Genomic DNA, 18,458 nt, shown 5'->3' with positions numbered 1-18,458 from the left:
GTCATTTAGCAATGCCGCAGCCGTTCCGCCTGCGCATCGCCAGAGTGAGGCCGACCTTGAGCAACCCTTCCGATCAGCGCAACAACCGTTCTCTGGACGGTATTAACTTCTTTCTGGCGGATGTGCGCGATGGGCTCGGGCCCTACCTCGCGATCTACCTGCTGGCGGTGCACAAGTGGGATCCGGCAAGTATCGGACTGGTCATGACCCTCGCCGGCATCGCCGCGCTGGTCACACAAACCCCGGCGGGTGCGCTGATTGACCGCACCCGCAGCAAGCGGATGGTGGTGATCGTGGCGGCCTTGCTGGTGACCGCCGGGTGTCTGGTGCTGCCGTTCATTCACTCGTTCACTTGGGTGGCGATCACCCAGAGCATCAGCGCCATCGCAGGCTCGGTGTTCGCCCCCGCCATCGCCGCCATCTCCCTGGGCATCACCGGGCCGAAAGCCTTCACCCGCCGGACCGGACGCAACGAAACCTGGAACCACGCCGGCAACGCCTGCGCAGCCCTGCTGGCCGGCATTTTTTCATGGATGTTCGGGCCGATTGCGGTGTTTTACCTGATGGCGTTCATGGCGCTGGCGAGCATCGTCGCCGTCTCATTTGTCGATGCCTCGGCGATTGACCACGACGTCGCCCGCGGCTTCGACCCCAACCATGACCAGGGTAAGGACCAGCCCAGCGGCTGGGCGGTATTGCTGCACAACCGACCGTTGCTGGTGTTCGCCATCTGCTGCGGGCTGTTTCACCTGGCCAATGCGGCCATGCTGCCGCTGGTGAGTCAGAAGCTTTCGCAGATCGACGTCAACCTCGCCACGCCGCTGACCTCCGCCTGCATCGTCGCCGCGCAGTTGGTAATGGTGCCAGTGGCCTGGCTGGTGGGGGCGAAGGCCGACGTCTGGGGGCGCAAACCCTTGTTGCTCGCCGGCTTCATTTTTCTGCCGCTGCGGGGCGTGTTGTATGTGATGTCGGATAACCCGTACTGGCTGGTGGGCGTGCAGTTGCTGGACGGCATCGGCGCCGGGGCGTTTGGCGCGCTGCTGCCGCTGGTGGTCAAGGACCTGACACGCGGCACCGGGCGCTTCAACGTCAGCCTGGGGGCGATCTCGACAGTGTTTGGCCTGGGCGCGGCGCTGAGCAACGGCCTGGCCGGGCTGGTCGTCCGCGAGGCGGGCTACAGCGCGGCGTTTCTGACATTGGCGGCGATTGCGGCCGTGGCGTTCGTGCTGGTGTGGCTGGCGGTGCCGGAAACCGGCGAAGCCGCGGCCCATGATCAACCCGAGGGCGCGCCGGCTACCTGATCCACGGAGTTGAGGTCGGGGGAACGACGTTCGACAGCATGGCGCCGTCGTTCGCCGGGAAATGGGTTTAGAATGCCGCCCCTTTCCCACTGCCGACCTGCCGCCCACCGATGAATGCCGACGCCCTCGACCTGCTCGACTCCCACCTCCAGACCGCCCTCGCCGCCCCGCCCGCCGAGACTCGCCGCCTGTTTCACGGCCGTGGCCGACGCTGGCCGGGGCTCGAGCAACTGACCGTCGACTGGATGCAGGGCGTGGTGCTGGTGTCGCTGTTCAAGGCGCCAGGCGCCGATGAGCTGGAAGCCCTGAAGCAGCGGCTGTCCAGGCTGATCGAGTCACCGGCGTGGCAGCAATCCAGCGCCCATACGCTGTTGTTGCAGCACCGCTATCTGCCGGACAGCCACACCGAGGCGCTGCTGGGCGAGGTGCTGGAGGAATGGACGCTGACCGAGGGCGGCCTGCGTTATCTCGTGGATTTCGGCAAAAAACAGAACACCGGGCTGTTCCTCGACATGCGCTACGGCCGCGACTGGGTGCGGGCCAATGCAGCGGGCAAGCGGGTGCTGAATCTGTTTGCCTACACCTGCGGGTTTTCGGTGGCAGCGATCGAGGGTGGCGCGGAGTGTGTGGTCAATCTGGACATGTCCCGGGCTGCGCTGAGTCGCGGCCGCGACAACCATCGCTTGAATGGCCATGACCTGAGCAAGGTCACTTTTCTCGGCCACGAGCTGTTCAAGTCCTGGGGCAAGGTAAAAAGCACGGGGCCCTATGATCTGGTGATCATCGACCCGCCGTCGTTTCAGAAAGGCAGCTTTTTGCTGACCAAGGATTATCAGCGGGTGCTGCGCAAACTGCCGGAACTGTTGACCCCGGACGGCACGGTGCTGGCGTGCATGAACGACCCGCTGCTGGGCGCGGACTTTCTCATCGAAGGCGTGACCCGGGAAGCGCCGGGGTTGCGGTTTGTCGAGCGGTTGGAAAACCCGCCTGAATTCGCCGATGCCGAGGAAGGGGGTGGGTTGAAAGCGTTGGTGTTCCGCCAGGGCTAATCGCAACGCGCGCGGCTTGGTAGGACAGGCTTCAGCCGGGAATGGGCCCTTGAGTACATTATCAATTCTGCGCTGTGACTTCCGACCTCTTCCCGGCTTAAGCCGGTCCTACCAAGTGACCGCGCTGTGTCAGTGGGACCGGCTTTAGCCGGGAAGAGGCCCTTGAGTACACCATCAATTCTGCGGTGTGGCTTCCGACGTCTTCCCGGCTAAAGCCGGTCCGACAAGGACGCGGAGCGTCTAGGTCTGCATGCCCACGCGGAGCGTGGGAACGATCATCACTGAGTGATCGCAGTGCGTCAGTGGGACCGGCTTATGAACATCCGAGTTCTAGGCACTCAACCGCGAGATCACGTCATTCAACCCCACCGACAACACATGCAGATCCTGACTCGCGGTTTGCGTGCGCTGGACGTTGTCCTGGTTGGTGGTGGCAATCGCAGTGATTTCCGTCAGGTTGCGGGAGATGTCTTCGGCCACGGACGTCTGCTCTTCCGCAGCCGTCGCAATCTGGCGGTTCATGTCACGGATGGCTTCCACGGCACTGGTAATGCGTTCCAGCGAGGAGCCTGCCAGCGCCACCTGATCGACGCTTTCCTGGCTGCGGGCCTGCCCGCTTTCAATGGCCTGGGCAGCATCGACGGCGCCGGTCTGCACCGAGCTGATGATCTGGTTGATTTCCGCCGTTGAGGCCGCGGTGCGCTGGGCCAGCGTGCGCACTTCGTCGGCAACCACCGCAAAACCACGCCCGGCATCGCCGGCACGGGCTGCTTCGATGGCCGCGTTCAGCGCCAGCAGGTTGGTCTGCTCGGCGATGCCGCGAATCACTTCCAGCACCTTGCCGATGCGCCCGCTGTCGGTTTCCAGACGGCGAATGACGTTGGCGGTGTTGCTGATCTCGGTGCGCATCTGGGTGATCGCTGTGATGGTCGCGCCCATCACCTTGCTGCCTTCCTGGGAACTGCGATCCGCCTCGTCAGCGGCCTGGGCGGCCTGAGCCGCATGGCGGGCGACTTCCTGGGCGGTGGCGGACATTTCGGTCATCGCCGTCGCGACCTGATCGGTGCGCTCGAACTGCTCGTGGGTGCCCTGGGCCATCAGCGCGGCAATGGCTTTCAGCTCGCCGCCGGCACTGTCCAGGTCGGTGGTGCTGCGCTTGAGGCGGGTAAAGGTGTCGGCCAGGAAATCCCGCAGCGTGTTCGCCGCAACGGCCAGACGTCCCAGCTCATCCTGACGGGTGATGCTGACGCGGTCGCTGAACTTGCCCTGACTCAGTTGCGCGACGTATTCGATCAACATGCGGATCGGGCCGACGATGTTGCGGTTAACCACCCACAGCGTCAGCACGCCCACCAGCAACGCCGAGGCGAGCATGACCAGCGTGCCGATAAGGATGGTCCGGTCGGCGGTGCTGCTGAGGATCGTCGACTGCTGGTCACTTTGCTTGCGCAGGCCAACCACCAGGCCGGTCATCTGCTCACTGGCGGCACGGTCAACGCCTTTGACGGCCATGTCACCGGCAACCGGATCGCCACCGGAGGCAATGTAAGCGTCACGGCCTTTGCGGTAGGCCACGCCGAGGGTGCGGTGCTCGTTGCGCAGCGCGTCGACCTGGGTTTTGGTCGCGGGGTCCAGCCCGTCCATTGCACTCAGGCTGCCGAGGGTGTCCTGCACCTGGCGTTCCTGGTCTTCGAACTGCGCCCAGAACTTGTCGCGGTCGGCCGGCTGTTTGCCGCGCAGCAGCACGTTCTTCCATTCCTGCACCTGAACCTTGAACTGCAGGTTGGCCTGATCGACCAGTTGCGAGGCGTGCAACGGCCCCTCAAGCAGACCGCGATAGGCGTGGACGTTGCTGGACAGGAACTGGAAACACGCCAGGGCAATCAGCACGACCAGCACGAGGCTGCCGCTGAGCAGCGCGAGGATCTGCAATCTCAGGGATTTCGACATAGGAGGATCTCAAAAGGGAGGACAACCTGCTCCGAGGATCACCCGGAGTTTTTGCGGCTTGCCACATCCCTGTGCCATCGCGTCGGAGCGGTCCGAAAACGAGGCGCCTGCACAGAGTGCTTCGACCCTGCGCAGGGCTTCTTGAAGGCCGGCCCGGCAGATCCGACGAACGGCTGAGAAGCCCCAAGAGCAAGGCCTGCAGCCCAATCAAACGGTTATCGAAATGTACTGAAAGGCATTCAGATGAGTGTGTCGGCAGCGGCAGTCATTCTCGCTGACCGAACACCTGAGAGGGGCGGCGCAGCACCGGATCGAAGGGATTGATCTTCTGGCTGATCGCCGTTGCCTCGCGCTTGAGCATGTCCACCACCGTGGGCATGCGGTCTGCACTGAGGCGGTCGCTGAGGGTGGCCACGCTCAACGCCGCCACGGCCCGGCCATCGCGGTCGAGAATCGGCACCGCCAGACCCGCCATGCCTTCCAGCACGCCGGTGTTGCGCGCGGCGTAGCCGGTCCGCCGCACTGTGTCGATTTCCGAGCGCAGCATCACTTCGTCGTACAGGTGGAAATCCCGCAGGCGCGGCAAGTTGTAGCGGATGACGGTCTCGCGTTCTTCTTCCGGCAGAAACGCCAGGATCGCCAGACTGCCCTGCCCCACACCCAGCGCCACGCGACCGCCGATGTCGCCGGTGAAGGTGCGGATCGGGTACGGCCCTTCGCTGCGGTCCAGACACACCGCATCGAAACCACTGCGGGCCAGCAGAAACAACGAGTCCCCCAACGAGGCCGACAGGCGCAGCAAGCTCGGCCGCACCACATCACGCAGGTTGCCGGACTGCCCGGCGCGCGCCGCGAGAGCGAAAAATTCCAGGCTCAGGCGGTAACGCTTGCTGCGCAGGTCCTGCTCGACCATGCCCTCGTCCATCAGGCTGCGCAGCAAACGGTGGGTGGTCGGTTGCGACAGACCCACCTGCTGCGCCAGTTGTGTGACCCGTTCACTGCCATCGGGACAATTGCCCAGCGCCCGAATCACGGCAAACACGCGAGAGACCGCACCAACCCCTGTTTCTTTCTCAGCACTCTTCCGCTCAGTGGAATCCATAGCACCCCAATCCTTGTTTCCTTTCGCTGAATGAATGAATTTGCAAAAACTACTCACTCAATGAAATTGCTCGTTGAGCGCATCCTAGTCTTGGGCCTAGGATCGGTCCACAGGGCGATTTGAATAACAGCGGCAGCCGACACCGATCGAGCGCCAGCGTCCACGGCCACACGCAGCACTTCTCTTCGCATCTGCCCATAAAAAACGCACGCCTTCGGTGTGCACGAAAAAAGGTGGAACGCAGCCATGGCTTTTCTTCAACTCCAGGCACTGTGCAAACGCTACGGCCCCATCGATGCGGTCGTGGCCACTGACCTTTCGGTGGAGCAAGGCGAATTCGTCTCCCTGCTCGGCCCCTCCGGCTGCGGCAAAACCACCACCCTGCAAATGATCGCCGGCTTCGTTGACGTCAGCGCCGGCCGCATCCTGCTGGACGGCCGCGACATCACCCACGCCAAACCGGCCAGTCGCGGCCTGGGCGTGGTGTTCCAGTCCTACGCGCTGTTCCCGCACATGAGCGTGCGCGACAACGTCGCCTTCGGCCTGAAAATGCGCAAAGTCTCCGCCGCCGACATCGAGCGCCGCGTCTCCCGGGTGCTGGAACTGGTGCGCCTCACGCCCCATGCCGAGCGTTACCCTCGCGAGCTGTCCGGCGGCCAGCGTCAGCGTGTCGCCCTGGCCCGTGCGCTGGTGATCGAGCCGCCGGTGCTGCTGCTGGATGAACCGCTGTCCAACCTCGACGCCAATCTGCGCGAGGAGATGCAATTCGAGATCCGCCGCATCCAGCGCGAAGTCGGCATCACCACCCTGATGGTCACCCACGACCAGGCCGAAGCGCTGTCCATCAGCGATCGCGTCGTGGTCATGCAGGCCGGGCGCATCACCCAGATCGACGAGCCCTACCACCTCTACGAACACCCCCGTACGCGTTTCATCTCCGGCTTCGTCGGCAAGGCCAATCTGCTGCGCGGCGATCGCGATGCCAGCGGCGCGGCCCAGGTGCGCCATGAGCCTGGCGACGGCGAGCTGGTGCTGAGCCTGCGCCCGGAGAAGATCGACCTGGTGCCTGCGGGGACCGGTCGCCTGCAAGGCCATGTGGTCATGCGCTACTTCCTCGGCAGCCAGTGGCTGTACCGCATCGAAACGCCCATCGGCGAAATCACTGTGGTGCGCCGCAACGATGGCGACGCGCCGATGAGCGAAGGCTTCGCGGTGGGGCTGGACTGGCCGTCGGACCTGCTGCGGGTGTTGAGCGTCGACGAGGTGCCGGCATGAGTGTGCTGCGCGACACCGGACGCGGGTACCTGCTGTCGGCGCCGGCACTGGCGCTGTTCTTCGGCCTGCTGGTGCTGCCGTTGCTGCTGACACTGGTGCTGTCGTTCAACGTGTTCGACTACGAAGTCGGGGTCAAGGGCGGTGAGTGGACGCTGGCCCAGTACACCAATCTGCTCACCGATTCGTACTTCTACGAGATCTTCCTGCGCACTTTCTGGATCAGCGCGCTGGTGACCCTGCTGTGCGTGGTGATCGGCGTGCCCGAGGCCTACATCCTCAGCCGCATGGGCACCCCGTGGCGGTCGATTTTCCTGATCCTGATCCTCACGCCGCTGCTGATTTCGGTGGTGGTGCGGGCGTTCGGCTGGAGCCTGTTGCTGGGCGCCGACGGCTTGATCAATCAAGCGATCCAGGCCCTTGGCGGGCGTCCGATCAAGATGCTCTACACGCCGTTCGCGGTGATTCTGGCGCTGGTCCACGTGATGCTGCCGTTCATGATCATCCCGGTGTGGACCTCGCTGCAGAAACTCGACGCCTCCGCCGAACAGGCCGCGCTGTCCCTCGGCGCCACCCAGGCGCAAGTGATGAGGATGGTGGTGCTGCCGCAGGTCATGCCCGGCGTGCTGTCGGGGACGTTGATCGTCTTCGGCCTGTCCGCCAGCTCGTTTGCCATCCCCGGACTGCTCGGCGGGAGGCGCCTGAAGATGGTCGCCACCGTCGTCTACGACCAATACCTCTCGGAGCTCAACTGGCCCATGGGCGCGGCGATTGCCGTGGCGCTGCTAGTGATCAACCTGCTGGTCATGCTGTCGTGGAACCGGCTGGTCGAAGGCCGCTATAAAAAATCCCTGGGGGAATGAGCCATGTCCAAGAACGGTCCTCTGGCCCTGTCGTTTCATGCCCTGGTGGTGGTGTTCATGCTGGCGCCGCTGGTGGTGGTGTGTCTGGTGGCCTTCACCCCGGAGAACACGCTCAGCCTGCCGTGGCACGGGTTTTCCCTGCGCTGGTTCAGGGCGGTGTTCGAGCGCGCTGATTTCATCCAGTCCTTCTACAACAGCCTGATCCTGGCGGTGGTCGCGGCCACCCTGGCGACGTTGATCGCCGTGCCGGCGGCACTGGCGATCACCCGCTACCGCTTTCCCGGCCGGGATTTTCTCAACGGCCTGTTCCTGTCGCCGATCATCATTCCCCATCTGGTGCTGGGGGTGGCGATGCTGCGCCTGTTCGCGCTGATGGGCGTGAACGGCAGTTTCGTCTGGCTGATGTTCGCCCACGTGGTGGTGATCACACCGTACGTGCTGCGCCTGGTGATTGCCGCTTCCATCGGCATGGACCGCAGCGCCGAGCAGGCGGCTGAATCCCTGGGTGCCAGCCGCTTCACGCTGTTCCGCCTGATCACCCTGCCGATGATCCTGCCCGGCGTGGCCGGTGGCTGGCTGCTCGCGTTCATCAACAGCTTCGACGAAGTGACGCTGTCGATCTTCGTCACCTCGCCGTCGACCCAGACCCTGCCGGTGCGCATGTACGTGTACGCCACCGAATCCATCGATCCGATGATGGCGGCGGTGTCTGCGCTGGTGATCGCCCTGACGGCGGCGACCATGATCATTCTTGACCGGGTGTATGGGCTGGACCGTGTACTGGTAGGGAGGCATTGATGACTGTTCGGTTTACCCACCTTTGCCCGATGGAGCGCACGACATGGCCTTGCTGAAACGACTGGCCGAACGCGACCGCGCCGTGCTGCCCTTCACCCTCGACGGTCAGCCGGCCAGCGGCTTGCAGGGCGATACCTTGCTCACGGCGGTGCTGACGGCAGAAGACTCATTGCGCGGCAGCGACTTCAGCGGCGAACCCCGGGCCGGTTTCTGCCTGATGGGCGCGTGCCAGGACTGCTGGGTGAAACTGGGCGACGGCCGCCGGGTGCGGGCCTGCTCGACGCTGCTCGAAGCCAATGTCTGCGTGACCCGCGAGCCGGGGCGCAGCCTATGAACGAGGCGAAAAACGGAGCCGTCAGCGAGGCCGTCAACGCGCCAGCGACATCGGTTGCGAGCACGGTCATCGTCGGCGCCGGCCCGGCGGGAATTCGCGCGGCGCAGACGCTGCTTGCCCACGGTCTGCGCCCTTGTCTGCTGGATGAAAGCCTGCGCGGCGGCGGTCAAGTCTATCGTCGCCAGCCAGAGCATTTCAAACGGTCGGCGAAGGCGCTGTACGGTTTCGAAGCGGGCAAGGCCGAGTCGGTTCACACCACCATCGATCAGTTGCAGGCTGAGATCGACTACCGTCCCGAGACGTTGGTGTGGAACGCCGAATCGCGCACCCTCGATACCCTGCACAATGGCCGCGCGGCGCAGGTCCCGTTCAAGCATCTGATCGTGGCCACCGGGGCCACCGACCGCATCCTGCCGGTACCGGGCTGGACATTGCCCGGCGTCTACAGCCTCGGCGCGGCGCAGATCGCGCTGAAGTTTCAGGGCTGCGCCATCGGTCAGCGGGTGGTCTTTGCCGGCAGCGGGCCGCTGTTGTATCTGGTGGCGTATCAATACGCCAAGGCCGGTGCGACGGTGGCGGCGGTGCTCGACAGCTCGCCCTTCTCCGCCCAGACCCGCGCCCTGCCCGCGCTGCTCGGGCAACCGTCGACGCTGGCCAAAGGGCTTTATTACCGCGCCTGGCTGACGGCCCACGGTGTCCCGGTGCATCAGGGCGTTCATCTGCATGACATTCAGGGCGAGCGACGGGTCAGCGGGGTCAGCTGGCAACAGGGGAATCAACGGAAAAACCTCGTCTGTGATGCCCTCGCGTTCGCCCATGCCCTGCGCAGCGAAACCCAGCTGGCCGATCTGCTCGGCTGCGACTTCGCCTGGAGCGCGTTGAACCGTGCCTGGCTGCCGACCCGCGACGCCGCCGGACGCAGCAGCGTCGAGGGCGTGTATCTGGCCGGTGATGGCGCGGGCATCATGGGCGCCGACGCCGCCGAAATGGCCGGCGAACTGGCGGCGCTGACCTTGCTCGGCGACCTCGGCTACCGCATCGACCGCGCCCGCAGCATCGAATTACAGCGCCAACTGGCAGCCATCCAGCGGTTTCGCCAGGGGCTGGAAACCGCATTCCCGTTCCCCGAGGACTGGGCGGCCAAGGCGCCGGACAGCCTGATCGTTTGCCGTTGCGAGGAAGTCAGCGCCGGCGAGATCCGCCAGACCGTGGCCGAGGGTCACTGGGAAATCAACCGGGTCAAGGCCATGTGCCGGGTCGGCATGGGCCGCTGTCAGGGGCGCATGTGTGGGCTGGCCGCGACGGAAATCGTCGCTCACGCGTCGGGCCGCGAGGTTGCCTGCGTTGGTCGATTGCGTGGGCAGGCACCGATCAAGCCGCTGCCATTTGGCGTGGAGGCAGAACAATGAGCCAGCCCGTCGAGGTGGATGCGGTGGTGATTGGCGGCGGGATTGTCGGCGCCTCGGCGGCGCTGTTTCTCGCCCTGAGCGGCAAACGCGTGGCGCTGCTGGAAAGGGACTTTTTCGGCTCTCACTCAAGCGGCGTGAACTACGGGGGCGTGCGCCGTCAGGGCCGTCCGCTGTCGCAACTGCCCCTGTCCCGGCGCGCCCATGAAATCTGGGGTGACCTGCGCGCGTTCATCGGCACCGACGGCGAATACGTACGCTCGGGCCATCTCAAGCTGGCCCGCAGTGACAAGGACATGGCCGCGCTGGTCGCCTATGAAGAGGCGTCCCGGGGATTCGGGATGCAGCTGCAGTTGCTCGATCACGCCCAGTTGCGCGCCCGCTTTCCCTGGGCCGGGGACGTGGCGGTGGGCGCCTCGCTGTGTGCCGACGATGGCCATGCCAATCCGCGCCTCGTTTCTCCGGCGTTTGCCTTTGCTGCGCGCCGCGCCGGTGCGCAGACGTTCGAGCAGGCCCACGTCAGCGAGGTCAGCCATGACGGTCAGGCGTTTGTCGTGCGGACCGCCGATGATCAGTGTTTTCGTGGACCTTGGCTGCTCAATTGCGCCGGCGCCTGGGCGGCTCAACTGGCCCAGCAGTTCGGTGAACCGGTGCCGATGCGCGCGGGTCACCCGGCGATGCTGGTGACCGAACCGCTGCCGATGTTCATGGACGTCAGTACCGGCGTCGAGGGCGGCGGCATCTATGCCCGTCAGGTGGCGCGGGGCAATTGCGTGCTGGGCGGCGGTCAGGGTTTCCCGCTGGACCCGGCCACCGCGCGCCCCGGTCAGGCGGCGATTCTGGAGATCCTGCGCAACGCCGTTGAGCTGTACCCGCCGCTGGCCGGTGCCCAGGCCATTCGCACCTGGAGCGGCACCGAAGGTTATCTGCCCGACCGCGAACCGGTCCTGGGTGCCAGTTCCACGCAACCCGGTTTACTGCACGGCTTCGGCTTTGCCGGATCGGGCTTTCAGATTGGCCCGGCGGCGGGCGAGGCGCTGGCGCAGATGGTCTGTGCCGGGGCGTCGAACATCGACCTGACGCCGTTCTCGATCACACGCTTTCAATCGCAACCGCACACTTCATCGCCTGCCATCGTCGTGCCGTCCGGCACCGATAACGTCATTCCATTGCTCAGAGGAAGGTCGAACCCATGACTCATATGAAACGTGTTGCCCTGACTGGCTTGTCTTGCCTGCCGTTTGCCGTGTTTGTTGCTTCGATGCCCGTACAGGCCGAACCGACGCTGTACCTGGGCATGAACGGCGGCACCATGGAGCGCTTGTACGCCGACCATGTGCTGCCGGCGTTCGAGAAGGCCAACAACGTCAAGGTGGTGATCGTGCCGGGCACGTCCTCGGACATCCTCGCCAAGGTTCAGGCCAGCAAGGACAATCCGCAGATGCACGTGATGTTCCTCGACGACGGCATCATGTACCGCGCCATCTCCATGGGTCTGTGCGGCAAGCTGAATCCGAGCGCGAGCCTGGCGGACATCCCGGCCAAGGGCAAGATCAAGGAAGAAGCGGTGGCCGTGAGCCTTGGCGTCACCGGGCTTGCCTATAACACCAAGATGTTCAAGGACAACGGCTGGAGCGCGCCGACGTCCTGGGCCGACATGGCGGACCCTAAGTACAAGGAGAAGCTGGTGTTCCAGTCGCTGGCCTCTTCTACGTTCGGGCTGCACGGTTTTCTGATGTTCAACCGGTTGCAGGGCGGCAACGAAACCAACGTCGAGCCGGGTTTCAAGGCGTGGCCAAAGACGGTGGGGCCGAACGTGCTGGAGTACATCGCCAGTTCCGCGAAGATTTCGGAGATGGTGCAGACCGGCGAGGCGGCGCTGTTCCCGCTGACGCCGACCCAGGTCACCGCGCTCAAGCTCAAGGGCGTGCCGGTGGAATACGCGCCGCCGAAGGAAGGCGGTGTGGTGTTGAACGTGGCCGAATGCACCATCGCCAACAACGACCAGCCGGAACTGGCGCAGAAACTCGCGGCCTTCCTGCTGACCCCGGAAGCCCAGGCGCCGGCCCTGGAAATGGGCGACCAGATCCCGTCCAACCCGAAAACCCCGACCACCGACAAGACCCGTGGCCAGGTCGAAGCCATGAACAAATACCTGGAAACCGCCGTGACCATCGACTGGGATCAGGTCAACCAGGTCCGCCCGGAATGGAACGCCCGCTGGAGCCGCACGATCGAGCGCTAGATGGTTAAAGCAGGACCGTGATCCAATAGTGGGACCGGCTTCAGCCGGGAAAGCGTCGGTAGGCCATACCGCAAAATGGATGGCGCACACACTGGCCTCTTCCCGGCTAAAGCCAGTCTCACTAACCGACCGCGATCCAACAGTAGGACCGGCTTCAGCCGGGAAAGCGTCGGGAGGCCCTACCGCAAAATGGATGGCGCACATACTGGCCTCTTCCCGGCTGAAGCCAGTCCCACTAATCAACCGCGATCCAATAGTGGGACCGGCTTCAGCCGGGAAGGCGTCGGAGGCCACGCCACAAATTGGATGGCGCACACACTGGCCTCTTCCCGGCTAAAGCCAGTCCCACTAACCGACCGCGATCCAACAGTAGGACCGGCTTCAGCCGGGAAGGCGTCGGAGGCCATACCGCAAACTGGATGGCGCACGCGCTGGCCTCTTCCCGGCTAAAGCCAGTCCCACTAACCGACCGCGATCCAACAGTAGGACCGGCTTCAGCCGGGAAAGCGTCGGAGGCCGCGCCGCAAATTGGATGGCGTACGCACTGGCCTCTTCCCGGCTAAAGCCAATCCCACTAACCGACCGCGATCCAACTGTGGGACCGGCTTCAGCCGATCTCAGACCCGGAACGCCGCAAATCGCACCACATGTGCACCTTCGACACATACTGCTCTCCCACCGCCACCGCATACGGCTCCACCCCAAACGGGACAAAGCCCATCCGTTCGTATAAGCCCTGCGCGCCGCGGTTGCCGTCGGTGACGGTCAACTGGACCAGCAACAGCGGTGGCTGGCTACGGGCGTAGGCCAACACGCTGCTGATCAGGTCGTGGCCAATGCCTTTGCCGCGATGGGCGTGGGGAACGTACATCCCGAACAGCGTGGATTTGTGGCGGGCTTTCATTCTGGTTTCCAGGGACAGGCCGGCAACCCCCAGCAAACTGCCTGATTCAACGGCGCCAAACACCACCTCTTTCGCGTCAGGCCCGACCACAAGCCGCTTTTCCCACCAACTGATCGGCAAGGCTTCGCGCTCGCCGACGTCGGAGGTAAACGCATCAGGATGGAGGGCGTACGCTTCAAGCATCAGGGCTCGATACGCCGAGGCATATTCCGGGGTCAGTCGCTGAATGGTCGTGGTCATCGAGGTCGCACCGCAGGGTCGAGCGCTGATTATGTGGCTCAGCCGGTGTGACGACTACCGCCCGGGCCCGGAATAAACAAACGCCCTCTTCCCTCGCGCCCGTTCAGTCACGCATCGGCGTGCAGCATGCGGCGAAACACCGGGTTTTCACGCCGGCTATTGCAAAAACCCTGCTCATCGCTGCAACCTCCACGGTTTGTGCAGCTCAGACTAATCGCGACAGGTAAAATCGCGCACCGTGGGCGCGTCAGTTCGAGGGAGATTTCCATGCGTTTCAGATCATTCATCCAGTGTCTCGCTGTTGTGCCCCTGGCGCTGCTGATGGCAGGGACAGCCGTGGCCGGCGAAGAAACGCAGCTGATCCAGTCAATCAATACCTACCGCAGCCAGGCCCAGCCTTGCGCCAATGTGGCGTCGACCGAGCTGCCGCCACTCAACAGCGACCCGCGCCTGAACCTGCCGGCCAGTGGCACGGTGGACCTGCAGCCGATGCTGGCCCGGGCGTCGTATCCGATGGTCAGCGTCCAGGCGATCACACTTTCGGGCCCGCGCGACGCGCAAGCGGCGATGGCCGCCATTCAGGAAAGTTTTTGTCAGGTGGTGCTCAATCCGCAGTTCGTCGACATCGGCGTCAGCCGCAACGACCGCGACTGGCGCATCGTGCTGGCACGTCCGCTGCTGGCGGGCGGGTTGGGTAATGCGCAGGCCGAGGGCCAGAAACTGCTGGGGCTGATCAATGAAGCGCGCAAGCGGCCGCAGCAATGTGGCGCCCAGTCGTTTCCTGCGGCCGCGCCGCTGGTGTGGAACGACACTCTGATGAGCGCAGCCGAGAGCCACTCGCGTTCCATGGCCAACAACAATTATTTCGATCACAAGGGTCGCAATGGCGGGACGCCGGGGGATCGTGCGGAGCTGGCCGGGTACATCGGCCAGCAGATCGGCGAGAACATTGCCGCCGGCCAGGACAACGCGCGCAAGGTGGTCGAAGGCTGGCTTGCCAGCCCCGGCCATTGCGCCAACCTCATGAACCCGCAGTTTCATGACCTGGGCGCTGCGTACGCCACCGACCCGAAAAGCGACGCCGGTATTTACTGGACGGCGCTGTTCGGGGTGCAGTAACGCTAGCAGCTACTCAAGCGCCGCTCTCTTCAACCCCACAGCGTGCGGCCGAAGAACGTCAGCGTGCGGTCCATGGCCAGCTGCGCCCACACCGGGTCGTATTGCGTGCCCGGAATCCGGCCAGGTCCTACGGCTTCTTCGTTGGCAAAGGCGTGGTGGGCCAGGTAGCGGTGGAATTCCAGGTCCACGCCGCCTTCGCTGAGTTTGGCTTCGAGCTGATCGACGCCGTCCGCCGGGAAGAATTCATCCTGGGTGCCCCAATGCGCCAGTATCGGCACCTTGATCGCCGCAGGGTCGAGGAATTCCAGCGGCGGCATGCCGTAGAACACCACGCCGGCAGACAGTTCGGGGATGAAGTTCAGCGCCAACAGGGTCAGCGCGCCGCCCATGCAAAAGCCGGTGACGCCGACTTTCAGGCTGTGGCCCTTGAGGTATTGCACGGCGCCGCGGATGTCCTGGGTGGCGGCGTCGGCGAAGTCGAGTTTGTCCATCAGGTGATGGGCTTCTTCTTCCTCGACCGTCATTTCGCCACGGTACAGATCAGGCACCAGCGCCAGATAGCCCGAGGCGGCAAGCCGATCGGCCACGCCACGGATCTGGTCGTTCAGGCCCCACCATTCCTGAATCACCACCACGGCCGGTGCGCCGTCGGTCTTGGCCGGGCTGGCCAGGTAGCCACTCAACTCTTTGCCGTCGGGGCGTTTGAAGGTGACGGTCTTGCCCGTTGCCTGTGTCGATGCTTGAGTCATGGGGTTCTCCGGAGAAGGAATTCGCGTTGATTAACAGCGTGAGACGACTGACCGTCAGTGCTACGACAGCAACACGACGCGAAGCAGCGTGACGCACGTGAAACTAATGACCGGTCCGGCGTGGAGTCCGTTCAGCCGTTCTGCAGATCCGTGCCCATGGCCGCGCCGGCGCTGTCTCGACAACACTCGTCACGGGGGGCAGAACGATGATCGCGCAGCTGGCGTTGCAGCGTCGCCGCCGAGGGCGCGTAAAGGAAGCCGAAGGACACACTGTTGCGTCGGCCTTTCACCGCGTGATGCATCAGATGCGCGTGGTAGAGGCGTTTGAGGTAGCGGCTGCGCGGCCGTGGTCGCGCAGGCCAATGACGATGGACCATGCCATCGTGAATAAACACGTAGAGCAGACCGAACGCCGCGACGCCGGCGCCCACCCACTGCAATGGATCATGGCCGCTGTTGCCGGCAACGATCAGCGCTATCGCCACCAGGGCCAGGGCCAGCAGATAGAGGTCGTTGGTTTCGAACGCGCCGAGCTGTTCTTCGTGGTGGGACTTGTGCAGGAACCAGCCCCAGCCGTGCATCACGTACTTGTGGGCGAGGAAGCCGACCCCTTCCATGGCGACAAGGGTCAGGAGAAAAATGATGAAGTTGAAGATCATAGCGTCGGGAGGGCCGATGGGTCTGGGCGTCGAGGAGCAGCATACCGGGGTCACGGGAAATTTCCAGATTCGCGCTCACAACGTTTGCTTTCCTGACCAACCGATGTAAAAAATGGCCCCATGGGTGAGCGTCTCGAACGCTTACTGTATTCGTGCCCTGCCCCCTCGCGGCGGCCGGCACCGCTTTCAAGGAATCAAGAATGGCTCCAAGACACGTCATCAACGCTTCGGTCAGCCCCAAGGGCAGCCTGGAAACACTGTCCCAACGTGAAGTCCAGCAGCTCAGCGCCGCAGGCTCCGGCAGCATTTACACCCTGTTCCGCCAGTGCGCCCTGGCCATCCTCAACACCGGCGCCCATGTCGATAACGCCAAGACCATCCTGGAGGCTTACCAGGACTTCGAAGTGCGCATCCACCAGCAAGACCGTGGCGTGCGCCTCGAACTGCTGAACGCCCCGGCCGACGCCTTCGTCGACGGCGAGATGATTGCCAGCACCCGGGAAATGCTCTTCAGCGCCCTGCGCGACATCGTCTACACCGAGAGCGAGCTCGACAGCCAGCGCATCGACCTGAGCAGCTCCCAGGGCATCACCGATTACGTATTCCACCTGCTGCGCAATGCCCGCACCCTGCGCCCCGGCGTCGAACCGAAGATGGTGGTGTGCTGGGGCGGCCACTCGATCAACACAGAAGAATACAAATACACCAAGAAAGTCGGCCACGAGCTGGGCCTGCGCAAACTGGACATCTGCACCGGTTGCGGCCCTGGCGTGATGAAAGGCCCGATGAAAGGCGCGACCATTGCCCACGCCAAGCAGCGCATCACCGGCGGCCGTTACCTGGGCCTGACCGAACCGGGCATTATCGCGGCCGAAGCGCCGAACCCGATCGTCAATGAGCTGGTGATCCTGCCGGACATCGAGAAGCGCCTGGAAGCCTTCGTGCGGGTCGGCCACGGCATCATCATTTTCCCGGGGGGCGCAGGCACGGCGGAGGAATTCCTCTACCTGCTCGGCATCCTCATGCACCCGGACAACCAGGACCTGCCGTTCCCGGTCATCCTGACCGGCCCGAAAAGCACCGCGCCGTACCTGGAGCAGCTGCACGCGTTCGTCAGCGCCACCCTGGGCGAAGAAGCGCACAAGCATTACCAGATCATCATCGACAACCCGTCGGAAGTGGCACGGCAGATGACCCTTGGCCTGGCTTCCGTGCGCCAGTTCCGCCGCGACCGTGCCGACGCGTTCCACTTCAACTGGCTGCTGAAGATCGAAGAGAGCTTCCAGCGTCCATTCGACCCGACCCACGCCAACATGGCCAGCCTGCAGCTGCGCCGCGACCTGCCGCCCCACGAACTGGCCGCGAACCTGCGCCGGGCGTTCTCCGGGATCGTGGCGGGCAACGTCAAGGACAAGGGCATTCGCCTGATCGAAGAACACGGCCCGTATGAAATCCACGGTGACGCCGAGGTGATGCAGCCGCTGGACAAGCTGTTGCAGGCCTTCGTCGAGCAGCACCGGATGAAGCTGCCGGGCGGCGCGGCGTATGTGCCGTGTTATCGGGTCGTGTCTTAACGGAGCATGGCCTGAGGTCACCCTTCAGGCATGACACTGCATCTCCCTTGTGGGAGCCCAATTGTGGGAGCGAGCTTGCTCGCGAAGGCGGCATCACTGCCGCCAGAGATGAGCAGGCCGAACGGGCCTCTTCGTGAGCAAGGTGGAGCGCCACCCCGGTCACTCCCACAGGTAAGTCATCACGCGCAAAACCTGCCCCTCCCCGAATTCCGGAACCGACCCATGATCCACATCCGCCCCATGACCACCGATGATTTCGAGGTCTTCTGGCCCACCTTTCAGGCCGTGGTCCGGGCCCAGGAAACCTACGCCTACGCCCCCGACCTGACCTGCGAGCAGGCCCGGCACCTGTGGCTGGAATACCCGATGCACACGCTGATCGCCGAGGAAGACGGCGTGCTGCTCGGCAGCTATTACCTCAAGGCCAACGCGGCAGGCCCCGGCAGCCATGTCAGCAACTGCGGCTACATGGTCACCCCGGCGGCGCGGGGTCGTGGCGTCGCGCGCCTGATGTGCGAGCACTCCCAGCAACTGGCGCTGGACAGCGGCTTCTCGGCCATGCAGTTCAACTCCGTGGTGGCCACCAATGAAGTCGCCGTTGCGCTCTGGCAGAAACTCGGGTTTGAGACCGTCGGCCGTCTGCCTCGCGCTTACCGCCATGCCCGGCTCGGGCTGGTGGATTGCCTGGTGATGTACAAATGGCTGGCCGACATGCCGGCCTCGCGCAAAGCCAAGAGCCCGTTGCTGATCGGCCGCAAGAACATCGAATCGGTCATCTCCCGCCCCCGGCGCAAGCCCTCTGACGGGCCTGCCTGATCTTTTCAGAAAATCGGGAACCACCCTCCGCCCTGACGCCACTCACCCCGCCAAGCACTCACTTGCATGGACGGCGT

General features: G+C 64.2%; 17 protein-coding genes. 12 read left to right on the top strand and 5 right to left on the bottom strand.

All coding sequences use genetic code 11. The annotated features are described in order from the left end of the window. Window positions 1–11 precede the first annotated feature (11 nt). Entirely contained in the window at window positions 12–1,301 is a 1,290-nt protein-coding gene (locus BBI10_RS21115; RefSeq protein ID WP_141695232.1) for an MFS transporter, read from the top strand. 110 nt (window positions 1,302–1,411) lie between these two features. Then, complete coding sequence (locus tag BBI10_RS21110; RefSeq protein WP_065991564.1) at window positions 1,412–2,350, top strand: class I SAM-dependent methyltransferase; 939 nt, start codon at window positions 1,412–1,414, stop codon at window positions 2,348–2,350. Between the two features lie 330 nt (window positions 2,351–2,680). On the opposite strand, the gene BBI10_RS21105 is transcribed toward BBI10_RS21110, so the two are convergent. After that, window positions 2,681–4,300: a methyl-accepting chemotaxis protein gene (locus tag BBI10_RS21105; protein WP_065991563.1), complete on the bottom strand. Its 1,620-nt coding sequence runs from the start codon at window positions 4,298–4,300 to the stop codon at window positions 2,681–2,683. 265 nt (window positions 4,301–4,565) lie between these two features. Then, a complete protein-coding gene (locus BBI10_RS21100) occupies window positions 4,566–5,402 on the bottom strand; it encodes an IclR family transcriptional regulator (RefSeq protein WP_065991562.1) in 837 nt (278 codons plus the stop codon). A 246-nt stretch (window positions 5,403–5,648) separates the two neighbouring features. On the opposite strand from BBI10_RS21100, the gene BBI10_RS21095 reads away from it, so the two are divergent. Genes BBI10_RS21095 through BBI10_RS21065 form a run of 7 tightly spaced genes read left to right on the top strand, consistent with a single transcriptional unit; the run spans window position 5,649 to window position 12,320 of the window. After that, entirely contained in the window at window positions 5,649–6,677 is a 1,029-nt protein-coding gene (locus tag BBI10_RS21095; RefSeq protein WP_065991561.1) for an ABC transporter ATP-binding protein, read from the top strand. Continuing rightward, entirely contained in the window at window positions 6,674–7,537 is an 864-nt protein-coding gene (locus BBI10_RS21090; RefSeq protein WP_065991560.1) for an ABC transporter permease, read from the top strand. The genes BBI10_RS21095 and BBI10_RS21090 overlap by 4 nt, the downstream gene beginning before the upstream one ends. 3 nt (window positions 7,538–7,540) lie before the next feature. Further along, window positions 7,541–8,335: an ABC transporter permease gene (locus BBI10_RS21085; protein ID WP_037010374.1), complete on the top strand. Its 795-nt coding sequence runs from the start codon at window positions 7,541–7,543 to the stop codon at window positions 8,333–8,335. Window positions 8,336–8,378: 43 nt separating this feature from the next. Beyond that, a complete protein-coding gene (locus BBI10_RS21080) occupies window positions 8,379–8,669 on the top strand; it encodes a (2Fe-2S)-binding protein (protein WP_065991559.1) in 291 nt (96 codons plus the stop codon). Continuing rightward, a complete protein-coding gene (locus BBI10_RS21075; protein ID WP_083233204.1) occupies window positions 8,666–10,078 on the top strand; it encodes an NAD(P)/FAD-dependent oxidoreductase in 1,413 nt (470 codons plus the stop codon). Before BBI10_RS21080 ends, BBI10_RS21075 begins: the two co-directional genes overlap by 4 nt. Further along, window positions 10,075–11,271 (top strand): NAD(P)/FAD-dependent oxidoreductase, encoded by a 1,197-nt coding sequence (locus BBI10_RS21070; protein WP_065991558.1) that lies wholly within the window; start codon window positions 10,075–10,077, stop codon window positions 11,269–11,271. The genes BBI10_RS21075 and BBI10_RS21070 overlap by 4 nt, the downstream gene beginning before the upstream one ends. Next, complete coding sequence (locus BBI10_RS21065) at window positions 11,268–12,320, top strand: ABC transporter substrate-binding protein (protein WP_065991557.1); 1,053 nt, start codon at window positions 11,268–11,270, stop codon at window positions 12,318–12,320. The genes BBI10_RS21070 and BBI10_RS21065 overlap by 4 nt, the downstream gene beginning before the upstream one ends. A gap of 607 nt (window positions 12,321–12,927) precedes the next feature. Here the strand turns inward: BBI10_RS21065 and BBI10_RS21060 are convergent. Next, a complete protein-coding gene (locus BBI10_RS21060; protein WP_065991556.1) occupies window positions 12,928–13,464 on the bottom strand; it encodes a GNAT family N-acetyltransferase in 537 nt (178 codons plus the stop codon). Window positions 13,465–13,731: 267 nt separating this feature from the next. Between BBI10_RS21060 and BBI10_RS21055 the strand changes: the two genes are divergently transcribed. Continuing rightward, the gene (locus BBI10_RS21055; RefSeq protein ID WP_065991555.1) at window positions 13,732–14,583 is read left to right on the top strand and encodes a CAP domain-containing protein; all 852 of its coding nucleotides are present in this window, start codon (window positions 13,732–13,734) and stop codon (window positions 14,581–14,583) included. A 29-nt stretch (window positions 14,584–14,612) separates the two neighbouring features. On the opposite strand, the gene BBI10_RS21050 is transcribed toward BBI10_RS21055, so the two are convergent. Both BBI10_RS21050 and BBI10_RS21045 read right to left on the bottom strand, forming a co-directional pair. After that, a complete protein-coding gene (locus BBI10_RS21050; RefSeq protein WP_065991554.1) occupies window positions 14,613–15,332 on the bottom strand; it encodes a dienelactone hydrolase family protein in 720 nt (239 codons plus the stop codon). A 131-nt stretch (window positions 15,333–15,463) separates the two neighbouring features. Continuing rightward, on the bottom strand, window positions 15,464–15,991 hold the full coding sequence (locus BBI10_RS21045) for a sterol desaturase family protein (protein WP_065991553.1): 528 nt from the start codon (window positions 15,989–15,991) through the stop codon (window positions 15,464–15,466). 200 nt (window positions 15,992–16,191) lie between these two features. On the opposite strand from BBI10_RS21045, the gene ppnN reads away from it, so the two are divergent. Together ppnN and BBI10_RS21035 are read left to right on the top strand one after the other, a co-directional pair. Next, the gene (ppnN, locus tag BBI10_RS21040; protein ID WP_065991552.1) at window positions 16,192–17,565 is read left to right on the top strand and encodes a nucleotide 5'-monophosphate nucleosidase PpnN; all 1,374 of its coding nucleotides are present in this window, start codon (window positions 16,192–16,194) and stop codon (window positions 17,563–17,565) included. A 222-nt stretch (window positions 17,566–17,787) separates the two neighbouring features. Continuing rightward, window positions 17,788–18,381, top strand: a complete 594-nt coding sequence (locus BBI10_RS21035; protein ID WP_065991551.1) for a GNAT family N-acetyltransferase — start codon at window positions 17,788–17,790, stop codon at window positions 18,379–18,381. Window positions 18,382–18,458: the final 77 nt, after the last annotated feature.

This window comes from Pseudomonas graminis (genome assembly GCF_001705435.1).
Lineage (GTDB): Bacteria > Pseudomonadota > Gammaproteobacteria > Pseudomonadales > Pseudomonadaceae > Aquipseudomonas > Aquipseudomonas graminis_B.
The sequence above is the reverse complement of the archived record's forward strand: the minus strand, read 5'-3'. Positions and strand labels throughout refer to the sequence as shown.